A 16,210-nucleotide genomic window follows, 5' to 3' on the forward strand; every position below is an offset into this window, starting at 1 on the left:
GTTATTTTGTCATTTGTAAAAATTGCTCAATATCCTGAACAGTAACTTGCGCAGCATTACGCCAGAAGTCAGCCTGTGTTAAATCGGTACCTAAGTGCTTGGAAGCCAATTCTTCGACTGTCATGCGACCTGTATCACGCAGCAAGGCATCATATTGGTCGGCGAAGCCGTCAGGATTTTCCTTCGCAAAAGCGTAAATTCCTGCACTGAACATATACCCGAATGTGTACGGGAAGTTGTAGAATGGAGTATTCGTAATATAGAAATGCAGCTTGGATGCCCAAAAATGAGGATGAGCCTCATCCAGGACACCACTAAACGCTTCACGCTGCGCTTGTTCCATCAACTCGCTTAATTGTTGTGCTCCTACGACTCCTTTTTTCCGCAGCTCGTAAAAACGGGTTTCAAACAGGAAACGGGCATGAATGTTCATAAAGAAGGCTACACCACGCTGAATTTTATCCTCCAGCAAAGCCACCTTCTCCTGACCCTCGGCAGCTTCCAGCAACGCATCTGATACAATTAGTTCTGCCAGCGTCGATGCCGTCTCAGCTACGTTCATGGCATAATTTTGATTCAATGGGTGCAATTCATTCATCACATGCTGATGATAACCGTGTCCGAGCTCATGGGCCAGTGTCGAAACATTGGATGGTGATCCGGCATAGGTCATAAAAATACGGGTCTCTTTGCTCAGACGCAGAGATGTACAGAAACCACCCGGACGTTTGCCTGGACGATCTTCTGCTTCGATCCAGCTTTTCTCAAAAGCCATTTGGGCAAATTCAGCCATTCTCGAGCTAAATTTACCAAATTGCTCAACAATCGTTACAGCAGCATCGTCGTAAGGGATTTTAGTAGTTGACGTCCCCAGCGGAGCTTCAACATCATGCCAGGACAGCTTCTCTAAGCCCAGCAGTTTTGCTTTCCGCTCCAAGTATTTGACTACAATAGGCTTTGTTTCATTAATAACCTGCCACATCGTATCCAGCGTTTGTGCAGACATACGGCTGATTTCCAGCGGTTCCTTAAGCACATCTGTCCAGCCTCGTTTTTCATATAGCTTCAGACGGAAGCCTGCCAAATGATTCAATGTATCCGCGCAATAGTCCTCTACCTGAGTCCATGCCTCTTCCCAACGTGCAAACACGTCTTTACGTACGCTGCGATCTGCTTCATCCAGCTTATTAGCTGCCTGACCTACAGACAGGTTTACGATCTCGCCATTTTCTGGCACAGGGATCGTCATATTTTTGACAATGGTATCATAAAAGTCGCCCCAGCCATGGTAGCCATCCACTGCCAGATCCAATGCAAGGCTTTCCAGCTCAGGAGCCATTTTTTCACGTGCTTCGTTCCGATATTCGGTCAGGACAAAAGAAATCGGCTGGATAGCTTCGCGCTCCATCCATTTCTGCCAAATGTCTTCACTGGTTTGTGCCAGCAAGTTCTGGAAAGATACTAAAGCACTTTTTCCTTGGGCATATAGCGTATTGACACGCGCCCCCAGTTGAACAGCCAGCTTGTCGTGCTGGTTTTGAGCAGTTAGACAAGAGACAAAGGAACCCGCCTGCGACGCACCATTAAACAGCTCCTGTATGCTATTCAGTACACTATCCAGACGCTCGGTATCCAATACCGTTTGTGGTACTTTGGCTGCTTTAAGCTGAGCTTGCAGTTGTTGGACCTTGCTTTCCATTTCTTCCAAAAATGCAAGAAATGAGGCAGAGGAAGATCCTCCGCTAAAAATAGATTCCAGATCCCATGTTTGCTTTAACGGTGTTTTCATAATAGTTCCACCTTTCTTTTTTGGCGAATTCTTGTGGTTTCATATACAATAAAGCTACATCGTGATAGTAAATCACTACAATTGGGAGGAAAACAGGATGAGACCCTTACAAATTTCGCCGGAAACGGCTGTGAAATTATCCGAAAAGCTCGGCATTCCGCTGGAACACCTTATGCATACACCCCAGCACATTTTGATGCAAAAGCTAGCCGAACTGGCTAAAGAAGAAACCGCTGACCCGAACGGCGGAGAATCGGACAAATCATGATCCCTTTTCATAAAACCTGGCCTTATGACATCGTCATGGGAGACGTTTATGTACAGTCTTGTCCGTTTTGCGACCATGATAATGTTTTGCTGCCCCTGAAGCCAAAAGAACTTAAGCTCATACACGAAGGTATGAAAAAGCTGCTTGTGTTTCCATGCTGCCATAACAAGGTTACTTTAGTGGATTGTGATGACGATTATTTGCTGTCAGATACCACATTGCGTCATCATTAATTCATGAGGCAGTTGTAAGATAAGATAACCCGTTTTACAAACAAGGTGTGAACCATGAGCCTAAATCGGCCATAGTGCACACCTTTATTTCTTCAGGAGGAGCTTGCGTCTTGCATTTCCTCCGGCAGTTGGTAATTTTTAGCCAGCATTTGTTCTCGCAGTACAGACCACTGTTCACGGGAAGCCCGGATCATGGCTGCATCCATAATCTTTTTGTCATTAATGACACGCGAAAACCAGCGTACCGCTTCGTTAAAGTTGCCTGTACGTCGATGCAATTCACCAATCAGATAAAGCAGTTTGGCATTATTCGCCCCGACACCCTCCAGCTCATAGACCCGAACATAAGAATCCAGGCTAAATTTGAGAAAGCGAAGCTCCTGCTCCTCATTTCCCTGGTATCTGTACATCCAAGCGATATGCTGTAATAGACTAGCTACTACGCGTTCCTTTTCTCCGATGACCTGGGCACATAGTAAACCCAGTTTATACGTTTCTAATGCCTCTTCCCAGCTACGATGCCCGCCATATTCGCGAGACTGCCAGCGATTACCGATTTTATCCTTGAATATCTTGGTTTGCTGTTCGCTTAACTGAACGGTAGAGTGCTCTGTCGAGGTAAATCCACAATGAGGACAGACCCTTACGACATAAAAATCCGGATTTTCATTCTTATAATAAGCACAAAAATCTGAATCCGTACGAATGGCCTTCTTTAGGCTTGGTCTTACACGGGATGTCTGAAATTCTTCTTCGCAATGTGGGCAAATGATTTTGATCTGATATAACGGTTCAAGTTCCAATGTTTTTACAACCCTCTCCAAAATTCGGCAATCCCCGAAAGCTTACGGGGTATTTACAAAATGATGCGCAGGACCAGACAAACGGTTAAGTATGATTGAACGAAGCGGCTCCTCAATGCCCGTATCCGTTAACGCACCTGCCATACAAGACAACCATGCCTCTGCTCGCTCCTCCGTTACGGGAAACTTCATATGTCTGGCACGTAACATCGGATGACCATATGCATCAGAAAAAAGGGACGGTCCTCCAAAAAACTGGCTCAGGAACATATACTGCTTTTCCTTAACCGGTTCCATGTCTTTAGGAAACAGGGGACTTAACAACGGATCTTTATAAACTCTCGGGTAGAAGGCCTCAATAATAGCACGAACACCTTCCGCACCCCCAAGGTTGTCATAAATGCTCAGGCTAGGGTTCACTTTTTCTCCAACTTTCTGTGCTATGGTAATAAATATACACCCGTATTATAACAAAAAACAAAAAATGACGCTAAAAATAAGCGTCATTTTATCAATTTAACATATGAAGAGGGTGTGCTTCGTTGCACACAGCTTCGTCATTCTATAAATACCACTAATAACTCCGCCAATCCTCTTCACCGGGATGGACGAGAGAGGCACGAATAACATACACAAAAGCACATACGAACAGACCAGCAACGATACTCATCCTGATCACTCCATCCTTAAGGTTATGGATCGTTGTTTTCCTATTTTAACATACTATTTACAAAAATACAGCAATAAAAGTAACCGTTTTCTTTGTTTTTTTTGTACTCTTTGTCCATCCCCGACATAGGTATATTAGTACAACTCCAAAGGAGGGGCCTCTATGTCGCTATACCGTCGTTACTCGCTTCCTCTGCTCATCCTTACACTGCTATTCCTGTTTATGCTTATGGCTGTATACCCGCAATCTTCTCTGAATGCCGGGCTTCGGGGGCTTGCCATCTGGTGGGACGTGCTGTTTCCGTCTTTATTCCCGTTTTTCGTTATTTCCGAGCTTCTCCTCGGTTTCGGAATTGTTCATTTCATAGGTGCGCTGTTGGATCCGCTGATGCAGCCTCTATTCCGTGTACCTGGCTGTGGGGGTTTTGTCGCTGCGGTCAGCTGTGCATCCGGTTACCCGATTGGAGCTAAACTAACAGCCAAGCTGTGGGAGCAAAAATGGATCACACGCATTGAAGGAGAGCGTTTGGTCGCGTTTACCACTTCCTCTGATCCGATATTTTTGATCGGTGCGGTTTCCGTTGGCTTCTTCCATCAACCAGAAATTGCACTCGTACTAGGCGCGGCCCATTATGGTGGCGTGCTCATCATCGGGCTGCTTATGCGCTTCCACGGTTCCCGTTCAGGGGAAACAGGTACTCGCAGCGACCGCCAACCTACTCAAAAAGCCTGGTCGAAGTCCAAGAATACAAAAGCAGCAGATCGCAATAGGCAGCCTGGACCCCTACGCCAAGCATTATATGCCATGCATACAGCTCGTTTGGAAGATGGTCGCCCATTGGGTGAGTTACTTCGTCAGGCGATTACTTCCTCCCTACGCCTTATTATTGTCGTAGGAGGGCTAGTTGTATTCTTCTGCGTCATTTTAGAAGCTTTGACGAACTCCGGTTTAATGAGCGGGCTTCATCTGCTTACAGCAAGCCTATTGACTGCATGTGGTCTTCCTCCTACGTTAACGGAGTCCATTGTGGGTGGTATTTTCGAAGTCACTTTAGGAGCGCAAGCCGCAGGTAAAGCCACGGCAGCGGCGTTACCATTCAAGGTAGCCGCAGCCGCTTTTGTTCTCTCCTGGGGCGGGCTGTCGGTTCATGCGCAGGTTGCAAGTATTTTAAATATGACGGATCTTCGTTATTTGCCATTTTTGTTGGCCCGGGCTGCGCACGGCATCATCTCAGCACTGCTAGCTCTCGTGTTATGGCGGCCTCTTATGGGACAGGGAAGCTCTCCAGTCTTTTCTCCGATATACGACATCGCGTGGTCTCCTGGCTTCTCGTCCGTCATGTTGTTGCAAAGTCTGCTGTTTCTTGCCTTTATACTGGCTGGAATGCTTAGTCTCTCATGGTTGAGTGTGGGTACAAGTCGCTTATATGTACGTTTGAGAAGAACACACAGGCAATGAACGATTGTGTTCTTGCTCATAATTGATTATGATCGATATATACCCATGACAAAGGAGCTTTTCATCTTGAGATATTATGTTCTGGATCGCGGGGATCAGCACTCCATGGACCTGAGTCAGCAATTTCACCGTCTTGCCCAAGAAAAGAATTTCAAGCTGGATGCCGAATCGCCGGAAATCGTCGTGTCTATTGGAGGCGATGGTACGATGCTTCATGCGTTTCATACCTTCATCGACCGCATTCCGGATATTGCCTTTGTTGGTGTACATACCGGTCATCTAGGCTTTTACGCTGATTGGCGTGCGGACGAGCTGGAGGAGCTAATCCACCTGATGAGCCAAAGCGGATCTGAAGGACCGCTTAACCCGAGAATCGTTAAGTATCCACTGATTGAGTTGGAAATTCACAAGAAGTCAGGCAATGCTTCTTTTATTGCCTTGAATGAATTTACATTAAAAGGGGTGGATGGCACTGTCGTTGCCCAAGTAGATATTAACGATATCACCTTTGAAATGTTTCGCGGTGATGGTATATGTGTTTCTACCCCCTCAGGAACGACCGCCTATAATAAAGCACTTGGCGGAGCTATGGTTCATCCCACCATTGAAGCATTGCAATTGACTGAGATCGCTTCCATTAATAACCGTGTGTATCGGACACTGGGATCGCCATTGCTACTGCCCAAACACCATCATTGTGATATTTTTTCACGGAAAGATCAGCGTCTCTTATTGACAGTAGATCACCTCAACTTTCCTGTGGATGACTTAATCTCTGTTCGATGTCAGGTCGCAAGTCAGAAGATCAGCTTCGCTCGTTACCGTCCTTTCCCATTTTGGGATCGAGTACGCAACGCTTTTCTCAATTAGAACCTATAAAAGAGCCGAATCTGGCTCTTTTTTTAATTGAGTAGGTGATGCTAACCCCAATGAGTTTTTGTAGATTTGCTACCGTTATACCGTCCACACTGGTCATACCCCTTAGAAAAGAGTAACGGCAGAATAGATAAGTAACAGACACATGATTGTATTAATGATTTTATCGTATTTTGTAAATATCTTTTTAAAAGCTGAACCAAATATCGCCCACAGTAATAATGCCGCGCAACCTATGAGGATGGTTAGACATATTAAAAAGAGCATAGATCCTTTTGAATTCTGATATGGAAGTATGAAGCTGGACGTCGCTGTTAAAAAATATAAGATACTTTTTATATTGATAATTTGAAAAAACAAACCTGAAGAAAAGGAAAACTGGCGATACATATCCTGATCATTACTTTTCTTAGGCAAAGCAATTTTCCATGCCAGATACAATAAATATGCCGCACCAACAACTTTAAAGTAAGGTTCTACTATAGGTAACCACTCATATAGTCGTGCAGTTAACAAGGATGTCACGACACCAAGAATAATAAATCCGGAAATAATTCCAATGAAGAAATGGATCGATCTCTTTGAATCCAAATCTTCTTGCTTCATTCATCACCAACATATTACTGGGTCCCGGAGTAAAAGATGTAATAATGACATAGGAAAGGAATGCTGCAAAAATCATTTAGTTAATCTCTCCTCAGAATAAAAGATAGTTGAATAAGTTCCGTTATTCATTGTAATATAGGCCTATCTATCGGTAAAATTGAAATACATGAATTAATTCATTGATTTTTATGATGTCAATAGCAATAGGGATAACTATTCGATTAAAGTGGGTGAGTTATGGAAATACGTCATTTTGTCACATTCAAAAAAGTCATTGAATGGGGAAGTTTCACACAGGCAGCAGAATTTTTAGGTTACACTCAATCTACAGTGACTTCTCATATTCAGGCACTAGAAAAACATATTGGTGCCCCCCTGTTTGATCGAATGGGTCGAAAGGTAAAGTTGACGGATGTTGGGAAAAGGTTGCTGGGGTATACAGAAGAAATTTTAAGTACTTATAGCAAGATTGAAAACATTGCAAACGATGAGAAGGCTGTGCGAGGAGAGTTGAAAATAGCGGCTCCTGAGTCTTTAACGGTCTATCGCTTAGAACCTATACTAAGTGAATATAGGAAAAAATATCCTCACGTGAGTATTAAACTTAGTAATGCTACCTGTGGAAATAATCAAAAAGCGCTACTAAATGGGAGTGCGGATGTCTCGTTTGTCATGTTGCCGGAATTACGTGATTCTAATTTAACTGTCCATTTATTAAATAAAGAGCCTATTGTCGTTGTAGGAAGCCCTGACTCTACGATGAATGTTTTAAATAAAAAGCTTACTGAGGCCTTGATTTCCAATGGGAAAGATTGTATTTACCGTACAATGTTTGAAAAATACTTAGAAGAGCGTGAAATTACTTCTTCTCAAATTATGGAGCTATGGAGTATTGAAGCGATCAAACAATGTGTAATGAGTGGGCTAGGTATTACTTGTTTACCTTTCATGACAGTTATAGAGGAACTTCATCAAGAAAAGTTAAAGATCATTCCCTGTGAGGGTGGCTTTCAAGAAATTTTCTCTCAAGTGGCTTATCACAAAAATAAGTGGATTTCTCCAGCCTTATCGGAATTCATTGCTATTACTTTAAAACATGCAAAAAGTTGGTCATAAGCCCTTGGCGACTTCGGAGGTACTTACACAACAAAACGGCCCCTGAAAATTCAGGAACCGTTTTGTTGTGGAGCTGTAAATGTTTTATTCTTTTTACTACCCTCAGCTCTTTCGGCTTTAGCAGCTGGCTGGGTCTGACGCTGGCCCTCAGGTTCACGAGAGACACGAACTTGCCGTCCCTCCCGATTTTCCTTTGATTGACGCTCATAGCGTGGTCCACGCGATTCCTTTTTATCGAAACTCCCTTGCTGATTGCGCTGTCTACGTGGTTCCCGGGCTTGCTGCCCTTCACCCGGATTGCGTCCATCCTTTGCTTCACGTGGTTCTCTTGGCTGGCGCGAATCGCGTGCTTCACGTGGCTCACGCTGCCGATTTCCTTCACGTCCTTCTCTGGATGGACGACTTTCGCGAGCTTCACGCGGCTGTCGCTCACGTACTTCCTGGGCATCCTTCGATTCCCGACGTTGCAACTCGCGTGGTTCCCGGGATTCTCGAGGCTGCTCCACTCGCGATTCCTCCGTAGCTGTGGAATCCTGCTGTGATTGCGGCCACTCCTGTTCTCCAGCTGTATGTTGCAATACTTCTTGCTGCTCTTCGGGTTCTAGCGTTCCTGCTTGTTCCCTTTGAGCATCTACCAACTGCTGAATATCTGGAGCAATGATTTCATCATTGACCCCGTTTTTATTAACCACTTCACGACTTTTTTGCAACACAAAATAGGCACAGCCAAAATTGCAGTATTCATTAATGTAATCGTCCAGTATCACTATAGATGTATCCTTATTTGCTTTGGGATGACCGTCTCGATAAAAGCCCTTCAGACGTAGCTGATTGTAACCCCAATCACCAATAATGTAATCATAGCGATCCAGCACTTCACTATACCGATCACGAAACGCTTCGGGATTCCACCCGTTCTTGTGATCCTGCAACAATTCATAGTTTTTACCACCGATTTGAAACAAGCTATTCTGACCGCCTTTCCCGGATCAAGCCTGCGAAAGGGCGCCTTCTTCCTTATGCTGAGCGGCTGACTTCACCTGCTCATGCGCTTGGTAGGAGCTGCGGACCAACGGTCCGGATTCGACGTGGCTGAATCCCCGCTGTAATCCCTCTTCCTTTAACTTCGCAAAATCTTCCGGTGGATAATATTTTTGCACATATAAATGTTTCTCGGACGGCTGCAAATATTGACCAATTGTCATAATGTCACAATCGACTTTGCGCAGATCATCCATGGTTTGTAAGATCTCGTCCCACTCTTCCCCGACACCTAGCATGATGCTTGATTTCGTTGGAATAGCCGGATTTAATTGCTTCGCACGTTGAAGCAGCTCCAGAGAGCGACGGTATTTCGCTTTAGCCCGAACTTTGTCGGACATTCGCTCCACCGTTTCAATATTATGATTCAGAATATCTGGCTTGGCATCCATGACGATTCGTAGCGATTCAATATCGCCCATAAAATCGGGAATCAATACTTCTACACTGCAAAAAGGTAACCGGCGGCGAATCGCACGAACCGTTTCTGCAAATATAGTAGCACCCCCATCTTTCAAATCGTCGCGAGCCACACTGGTTACGACACAGTGCTTCAAATTCATGTTTTCAGCCGCTTCAGCGACGCGTTCAGGCTCCTGCAAGTCCAGTTCCGTAGGCATTCCCGTATTTACTGCGCAAAAACGACACGCACGCGTACAAGTATCACCCAAAATCATAAATGTAGCTGTCCTATTGGCCCAGCATTCATATATATTAGGGCATCGTGCCTCCTCACATACGGTATGTAATGTCTTGGAACGCATCATGCTCTTGATTTCCTGATAGTTATCGCCTGTCGTAAGTTTAATACGAATCCAGTCGGGCTTAGCTTCCTTCACTTTTCTAGACAATGGCATAGACCTTCTTTCTGATAAGCTTAAGCTGTCATTGCCATACATTATAACATGAAAGCCATGGAAAAACCTCCATTCATTGTTCCCTTTTTGATATGACATTGATGCCGGAAAAAGTAAACTCTGTACATGGATAAAAGCGGCGGATATGGCTCAATCTAAACAAAAGCGCCCTACTCACACTATTGAATACGGGGCCTAGAATTTACCGGGCGATTAAGCCCTTCTATAGGAGGTCGGTTCACGTGCCTTACCCTACGCGGACAGCCCGAGCTGTTCGTTTGTTATCGCTGCTGTTATGTGCTACTACACTGGCAACGGCCTGTCCGCTTCCTGCCCATGCCTTTGCCCATCACTTACAGTCCTCGTCCGCCAGAAGCAGCCTGACCGCAAATGTAGATGCTTCACATGTTCAGTCCTCGTCGTATACGTCCAGGCTGGCTCTATATCATTCCATCGAAGCCTTGACTGGAGTTCCTTGGTACAGGCTGGCCGCCATCGACCAGTATGAACGCACACTTACAGTGGCCCATCCCAGGGATCGGAAGCATGCGGAACGGATCATAGGTATTTTCATCACGGGACCAGTCTGGTCCGGCCTGATGAACCCTGATTCGGAGGATCAAAATCCGCGTTCCATTGAACTATTTTCCGGGCTGGGACAAGACGGTTCAGGTGATGGAATCGCTGACCGTAATAATGACAAGGATCTGCTATTCAGCATCGCATCTTATCTCGGAAAGTATGGAAACAACGAGGATGAATTTGGTATTGCCGTTTGGGAATATTACCATAACAGCCGCGCAGTTCAAAGAGTTCAGCAGTTTGCCAAGCTGTATCGGACGTATGGCAAGCTGGATCTGGTCAGTCAAGCCTTCCCCCTTCCTTTAGGCAGCATTTATAGCTACCGCAGCACATGGGGAAGCCGTCGCAGCTGGGGCGGTTACCGTATACATGAAGGAACTGATCTGTTTGCTGGCTATGGAGTTCCAGTTCGCAGTACCTGCTACGGTGTAGTTGAAATGAAGGGCTGGAATCCCTTCGGAGGATGGCGAATCGGAATCCGAGATCTCAACAACCGCTATCACTACTATGCGCATCTTTCCGGCTTTGACAAAACTGTCCACAACGGAGACATCGTTACACCCGGTCAGACGGTTGGCTGGGTCGGAAGCTCGGGCTATGGAAAACCCGGTACCCAAGGTAAGTTTCCACCGCATCTGCACTATGGTATATATCGGGACAATGGCTGGGCAGATTGGTCCTTTGACCCGTATCCGTTATTAAGACAGTGGGAGCAGACCGAACGCAAAGCGCTCAAAACAGGAAAAACAAAAGGGACCTCCTCATAGGGTCCCTTTTGTTTTTCCTGAGCGTCTCACGTCAGTCCCCCTCTGCTCTATGGCGTTGGGGACTGACTGGAGGTGTTTTGGTCTTCCTGTACCTCTGGAACACTTACTGTGCTGGGATCTACAGCGCCGCTACTCTCTATGGAATGGGGAGGCAACGCCAACTGCGGAGCGGCTGCACCATTTTTACCCACTGGTTTCCCCTGATTGTCATAGTAGTACATCGGAACGTTGCCTACCACTAATAAATAAGAAACCGGAATTTCCGTCTCCACAATCTGAGGTTGCATCTCAAACGGTATAACCACGGACACTTCCGTCGTAATCCGAATGTACACTTCCACCAAGATCATGTTTATGCCCGCATCCTGTTGACGGGTATTTAAATCCACCTTGATTGCTCCATGCGGCTCCACCTTTAGGGGGACCGTTGGTCCATAAGCTGCCAACAGTGGACTGCCCAATGCCTGACCAATCGGAACACTCTCATCAAAATGGCTCATGCTGTCCATCGTTGCCTTGACTGCTTTGAGCGTGTCTGACGTAATTCTCATATGCTCTGCATAATTCAGAACAAAGCCGGAGGTTCTTCCTTGTGCATCCGTTCTCCATTCGATCAAATTATCAGCCGTCTTACCCTGCTCTACCTGTGCTGTAATTGCTGAATTAATAGCCTCCGTCGCCATTTGTTTGACCCGTACTTTTGCCAGGTGCATCATAGGCGGCTTCAAATGCTGCTCCACATAAGCAGCCACCTGTATGATTCCCACCAGCAGCGCCAGTACCACAATCAAAAATACTCTACGTCTGCCGCGTCGCCTTCTGTTGGGCGCGCTGTGCCATTGCGGTCTTCTCATCATCCGATCCCCCCGCAGCGTTGAACTTACCCTACAAGGATATGCAAGGGAGGGACGAAAAAGAAGCCGCCCGTCCGGCAGCTTCTCTAGATGGAATACATATACAATTGCAAATTTCAGGTGCACTTATTATTTGAAAATGTGGTCAATCTTTTCGATATCAGCCTGACTCAATTGGACATTTAGCGTCTTCAGATTCGCCAGCACCTGCTCCGGCCCCTTCGCCCCTGGAATGAGGGCATCAATCGAATCGCGGGTCAAATACCATGCGAGCACAACATGAGCAACCTCTGCATTCAACGCATTGGCAATCTCCCTTACCTGCTCCACTTTGTCCAAATTACGAGCAAATGCATCTCCCTGAAACAGTGGATTTTTTGCTCTGATGTCCGTGAAGGTCATGTCTTTCGTATACTTACCACCCAGCAATCCTGAGGCTAGCGGGAAATAAGGCACAAACGAAATGCCATTTTCCTTGGTATAAGGCAGCAGATCCTTCTCAGCTTCCCGTTGAAACAAATTATATTGGGATTGGAGCACATCTACATAACCGTCGCTATTCGCATCCTTAAGTTGTTCAATGGAAAAGTTAGATACGCCAATAGCCTTGATTTTGCCTTCGTCCTTAAGCTTCTTCAGTTCTCCGACCGCTTCTGCCTTCGGCGTTGCTTCGTCCGGGAAATGGATATAAAACAGATCGATATAATCGGTCTGCAATCTTTTCAGGCTGGATTCAACGGATTCACGTAAAAAAGCAGGCGAGTTGTCAAAAACGACCTCTCCGTTCACAAATTTGTGTGCACCCTTCGTGGCAATAACAGCTTTATCACGCTGACCACGCTCTTTCAATACCTCACCAATCAACCGTTCCGAGTGCTCAGGTCCATAAATAAAAGCCGTATCCAGAAAATTGATGCCGTTGTCCAAAGCTGTGCGAACAACTTCTTTACCCGTTTCATCATTCAAACCGGAAAAGAGATTATGTCCTCCCACCTTATTTGCACCCAAACCGATTGGTTTTACATATAGATCTGTTTTGCCAATACGCACTTGCTCTGCCAATTCACGTCATCTCCTTTTCGAAAGTTACTTCCATTTTAATATTAAATTCCAAAAAAATCAAAGTGCGTACCTGGCAGTTGTTCTCATCCTTTAATCCCCGTCAAAGCAATCCCTTCCATAAAATACTTCTGTCCTATGGCAAACAGAATAATAGCAGGCAAGACTACAATTAAAGATGCGGCCATCAAAACGCCCCATTGAGCCGAATATATTCCCTGAAATTGCTGCAGCCCAATCGCCAACGTAAATTTGCTCTCATCATTAAGGTAAACCAGCGGCCCCATAAAATCATTCCATGTATTCAAAAACGTAAACAATCCAATGACCAAAATCGCCGACCTCGACAATGGCAAAATAATACGGGTGAAAATCGTAAAATGATTGCCTCCATCCACAAATACAGCTTCATCCAGTTCTCGCGGTAGCGTCATGTAGAATTGTCTTAGCAAAAAAATATTAAAAACGCCTCCACCAAAAAACGAAGGTAATACCAATGGAACGTACGAATTAACCATGCCTAATGCCTGCCAACCAATAAATGACGGAATCAGCGTGACTGCAAACGGCAGCATCATGCTGCTTAATAACAAGGCAAATACCTTATCTCTTCCCTTCCATCTCATTCGCGCAAAGCTATAGGCAGAAATGGTACTCGACAGAAGTACACCCGCCAAAGTACCCGCAACGACGATAAATGTATTCACAAAATAGCGCCCAAAGGATAACTCTTCAAACGGCTGTAAAAAATTCTCGAATACAAAAGGCTCTGGAATCCATTTCGGCGGGATCAAAAAAATCTGACTTAAATCCATCATGGAGCTTCGCACCAGCCAGTAAAAAGGAAACATACAAAACAGTGAGCCCACTATGAGAACTGCGTAGAGCAAAACCCTGCTCCAACTCCAACCGCGTTTTTTCATGTTCATGCCCCCCTGCCTTCGTAATACACCCATTTTCGGGCCGTCTTGAACAGAAAGGCAGTGAATACCAAAACGACAATAAAGAGCACCCAAGCAATAGCACAGGCATAACCCATATTCGAAAAAGTAAATGCCTCGCGGAACAAATAAAAGGTATAAAACAAGCTGGAGTTATTGGGTCCACCCTGAGTCATGACGTAAGGTTGAACAAACACTTGAAACCCACCGATGAAGCCCATAATCGTATTAAAAAAAATAGTGGGCGATGTCAATGGAATTGTAATATACATAAGCTTATGAAGAGCGTTTCCACCGTCAATTTCAATGGCTTCATAATAATGTCTAGGGATATCTTGCAAGCCTGCCAGAAAAATAATCATGGTTCCTCCAACGGTCCACAAACTCATTAAAACCAGAGTAGGAACTACCGACCCTTCGCTATAGATCCACTGACTTTCAGGCAAATGCAGCGCACGCAATACCACATTTAGCAAACCAAGATCCGGATCAAACAGCCACATCCAGATCATAGACGATGCTATGAGTGGCACAATGGTAGGGAGATAGAAAACAGTTCTGAAAAAAGCCAGACCTTTTACCTTTTGATTAAGCAATATCGCCAAAAAGAAAGCTACAATAATTTGCAAGGGCACACTCAGGAACACATAATAAAACGTAACCCCGAGTGATTTATAAAAAAATTGATCCGTACCGTCAAATAAGTGAACGTAATTATCCAGACCGATAAAATGGGCCTGTGAAGCAACCTTGTAATCGGTAAGACTGAACCAGAGACTAGCGATCATCGGTCCCAGAACAAAAATGACAAAGCCGAGAATAGCAGGGGCGGCAAAAAGCCACCCCAACCAATTTTCCTTCTTACGAATAGAAGATAATGATTGCATTCTATCCCTCTCTTTCTGTCAAAACACTCACCCTATTCTTTTGGATACGTCCCTTTAAATTCCGCGTTAGCCTTTGCGGAAACCTCCTTGAATGCTTGCTCCACCGTTTTCTTGCCCAGCCATACCTGATCCAGCGCCGGGTTAATGATAGCATTGATTTTTTCCGAGTTTTTCAGATAATAGTCGTAAGAATTGACACCGTTATGCAGCGTTTGGTTCATGACAGCATCACGGTAACCATCGGCATGACCTGGTTTGACATCGGCCCATTTGCTAATCAAGTCTGGTTCGGTGTACCACTTTTTCATGACAGGCATCCACAATCCGCTGGAATGCATGTCAAGTCCGCTTTCAGCATCCAGCAAGAATTTATAAAACATCCATGCTTCTTTAGGATGTTTGGTTTTGGCAGAAATCACTTCCGGTTCGCCAAACAGGATCGTTTTGCTGCTCTTCAGCTTGGGTAACACGCCTACACCAAAATTCACCTTCGATTCTCCAAGATCCAATTGAACCCACTGTCCATCCAAATCCATCGCTACACGCTTACTTTGTAGTGCTACGGCCGGGGAAGGTATATTTTTGGACTGCGTTGGCGACGGTGCCACATGATAAACGTTGATCAGATCAGCCATTTTCTGAACAGCTTCAATCACATCAGGGCTCTCAAGATTAAGCGAGTCCCCTTTGTCTGAAATGACACTTGCGTTATTGGAAGGCACAAGCAAATGCCACATCCATGTATCAAACCGAACTCCATACTGTTTAATGTTACTTGCATCGAAATTGGGACTGAGCGCATTATTTCCCGCTTTATCAATGGTCAGCTTTTGTGCTGTCTCTAAAAACTGCTCCCATGTCCAAGCCTCCTCAGCCTTTACTGGCGGCAAAGCAACACCAGCCTCATCAAACAAATCTTTATTGTAATAAAGCGCGAAAGCTTCCTCAGTTACCTTGATCCCAGCCACTTTGTCCTTATCCCAATAGATGACTGAATTAGGAATAAGACTTTCCTTCGTTAGCTCCTTATCCTCCTTCAAAAATTCATTTAAATTATATAGTTTGCCTTGTTCAGCCCATTGCAGAGCCTGTGCTTTATAAATGGGAAATACATCGGGTGCCTGATTGGCGGCAAACATCGTCGTTAATTTGGTTACGTAATCCCCGGGGATATGCATATAGTTAATTTTGATCCACGGATATTTCTCTGTAAATTTTTTAGCGATTTCCTGCTGAACCTTCTTTTCATTGGTGCTACCCCAACTGGCATAGGTCAGAGTCACTTGCTCGTGACCCTGGAAATCAACTGGTTTGCTGCTGCTCTCATTTGAACTACAGGCTGACATAAGCCCAACGATCAAGCACATGCAGACGATCCATAATTTTCGTTTTAACAAGAGTAA

16 protein-coding genes and 1 pseudogene are annotated in these 16,210 nt (G+C 45.1%); 6 read left to right on the forward strand and 11 right to left on the reverse strand.

Annotation, left to right across the window (positions count from 1 at the left end):
- Position 1: 1 nt before the first annotated feature.
- Positions 2 to 1,789: a M3 family oligoendopeptidase gene (locus MKY24_RS21825; protein WP_075154720.1), complete on the reverse strand. Its 1,788-nt coding sequence runs from the start codon at positions 1,787 to 1,789 to the stop codon at positions 2 to 4.
- Between the two features lie 97 nt (positions 1,790 to 1,886).
- Here MKY24_RS21825 and MKY24_RS21830 point away from each other — a divergent pair, with 97 nt between their 5' ends.
- Both MKY24_RS21830 and MKY24_RS21835 read left to right on the forward strand, forming a co-directional pair.
- Positions 1,887 to 2,057, forward strand: coding sequence for a YycC family protein (locus MKY24_RS21830; protein ID WP_014277894.1), 171 nt, complete (start codon positions 1,887 to 1,889; stop codon positions 2,055 to 2,057).
- The gene (locus tag MKY24_RS21835) at positions 2,054 to 2,290 is read left to right on the forward strand and encodes a hypothetical protein (protein ID WP_023990206.1); all 237 of its coding nucleotides are present in this window, start codon (positions 2,054 to 2,056) and stop codon (positions 2,288 to 2,290) included. The genes MKY24_RS21830 and MKY24_RS21835 overlap by 4 nt, the downstream gene beginning before the upstream one ends.
- A 92-nt stretch (positions 2,291 to 2,382) precedes the next feature.
- On the opposite strand, the gene MKY24_RS21840 is transcribed toward MKY24_RS21835, so the two are convergent.
- Together MKY24_RS21840 and MKY24_RS21845 are read right to left on the reverse strand one after the other, a co-directional pair.
- Positions 2,383 to 3,114, reverse strand: coding sequence for a DUF2225 domain-containing protein (locus MKY24_RS21840; RefSeq protein WP_025723607.1), 732 nt, complete (start codon positions 3,112 to 3,114; stop codon positions 2,383 to 2,385).
- A 21-nt stretch (positions 3,115 to 3,135) separates the two neighbouring features.
- Positions 3,136 to 3,513 (reverse strand): globin, encoded by a 378-nt coding sequence (locus MKY24_RS21845; protein WP_023990208.1) that lies wholly within the window; start codon positions 3,511 to 3,513, stop codon positions 3,136 to 3,138.
- A 412-nt stretch (positions 3,514 to 3,925) separates the two neighbouring features.
- On the opposite strand from MKY24_RS21845, the gene ylbJ reads away from it, so the two are divergent.
- Complete coding sequence (gene ylbJ / locus MKY24_RS21850; RefSeq protein ID WP_023990209.1) at positions 3,926 to 5,221, forward strand: sporulation integral membrane protein YlbJ; 1,296 nt, start codon at positions 3,926 to 3,928, stop codon at positions 5,219 to 5,221.
- Positions 5,222 to 5,287: 66 nt separating this feature from the next.
- Complete coding sequence (locus MKY24_RS21855) at positions 5,288 to 6,091, forward strand: NAD kinase (RefSeq protein ID WP_013372943.1); 804 nt, start codon at positions 5,288 to 5,290, stop codon at positions 6,089 to 6,091.
- A gap of 111 nt (positions 6,092 to 6,202) precedes the next feature.
- Here MKY24_RS21855 and MKY24_RS21860 read toward each other — a convergent pair.
- Positions 6,203 to 6,779 (reverse strand): annotated as a pseudogene (locus MKY24_RS21860) (LysE family transporter).
- Between the two features lie 161 nt (positions 6,780 to 6,940).
- On the opposite strand from MKY24_RS21860, the gene MKY24_RS21865 reads away from it, so the two are divergent.
- Positions 6,941 to 7,819 carry a LysR family transcriptional regulator gene (locus MKY24_RS21865; protein WP_053326068.1) on the forward strand — a complete coding sequence of 293 codons (879 nt, stop codon included), beginning with the start codon at positions 6,941 to 6,943 and terminating at the stop codon, positions 7,817 to 7,819.
- 50 nt (positions 7,820 to 7,869) lie between these two features.
- Here MKY24_RS21865 and MKY24_RS21870 read toward each other — a convergent pair whose 3' ends face one another.
- Complete coding sequence (locus tag MKY24_RS21870; RefSeq protein ID WP_028541418.1) at positions 7,870 to 8,784, reverse strand: YutD family protein; 915 nt, start codon at positions 8,782 to 8,784, stop codon at positions 7,870 to 7,872.
- A gap of 24 nt (positions 8,785 to 8,808) precedes the next feature.
- The gene (gene lipA, locus MKY24_RS21875) at positions 8,809 to 9,711 is read right to left on the reverse strand and encodes a lipoyl synthase (RefSeq protein WP_023990211.1); all 903 of its coding nucleotides are present in this window, start codon (positions 9,709 to 9,711) and stop codon (positions 8,809 to 8,811) included.
- A gap of 248 nt (positions 9,712 to 9,959) precedes the next feature.
- Between lipA and MKY24_RS21880 the strand changes: the two genes are divergently transcribed.
- Positions 9,960 to 11,066 carry a M23 family metallopeptidase gene (locus tag MKY24_RS21880; RefSeq protein ID WP_339200865.1) on the forward strand — a complete coding sequence of 369 codons (1,107 nt, stop codon included), beginning with the start codon at positions 9,960 to 9,962 and terminating at the stop codon, positions 11,064 to 11,066.
- Between the two features lie 47 nt (positions 11,067 to 11,113).
- On the opposite strand, the gene yunB is transcribed toward MKY24_RS21880, so the two are convergent.
- The 5 genes from yunB to MKY24_RS21905 all read right to left on the reverse strand — a co-directional run bounded on the left by yunB (position 11,114) and on the right by MKY24_RS21905 (position 16,204).
- Positions 11,114 to 11,923: a sporulation protein YunB gene (gene yunB, locus MKY24_RS21885; RefSeq protein ID WP_023990213.1), complete on the reverse strand. Its 810-nt coding sequence runs from the start codon at positions 11,921 to 11,923 to the stop codon at positions 11,114 to 11,116.
- Positions 11,924 to 12,049: 126 nt separating this feature from the next.
- Positions 12,050 to 12,982 carry an aldo/keto reductase gene (locus MKY24_RS21890; RefSeq protein ID WP_023990214.1) on the reverse strand — a complete coding sequence of 311 codons (933 nt, stop codon included), beginning with the start codon at positions 12,980 to 12,982 and terminating at the stop codon, positions 12,050 to 12,052.
- An 83-nt stretch (positions 12,983 to 13,065) separates the two neighbouring features.
- Positions 13,066 to 13,902: a carbohydrate ABC transporter permease gene (locus tag MKY24_RS21895; RefSeq protein WP_028541414.1), complete on the reverse strand. Its 837-nt coding sequence runs from the start codon at positions 13,900 to 13,902 to the stop codon at positions 13,066 to 13,068.
- Between the two features lie 2 nt (positions 13,903 to 13,904).
- Positions 13,905 to 14,807, reverse strand: a complete 903-nt coding sequence (locus MKY24_RS21900; RefSeq protein ID WP_339200867.1) for a sugar ABC transporter permease — start codon at positions 14,805 to 14,807, stop codon at positions 13,905 to 13,907.
- Between the two features lie 32 nt (positions 14,808 to 14,839).
- Positions 14,840 to 16,204 carry a sugar ABC transporter substrate-binding protein gene (locus tag MKY24_RS21905; RefSeq protein WP_339200868.1) on the reverse strand — a complete coding sequence of 455 codons (1,365 nt, stop codon included), beginning with the start codon at positions 16,202 to 16,204 and terminating at the stop codon, positions 14,840 to 14,842.
- Positions 16,205 to 16,210: the final 6 nt, after the last annotated feature.

Origin of the sequence: Paenibacillus sp. FSL P2-0322 (assembly GCF_037975315.1) — a bacterium.
In the GTDB taxonomy this organism is placed as follows: Bacteria; Bacillota; Bacilli; order Paenibacillales; family Paenibacillaceae; genus Paenibacillus; species Paenibacillus polymyxa_B.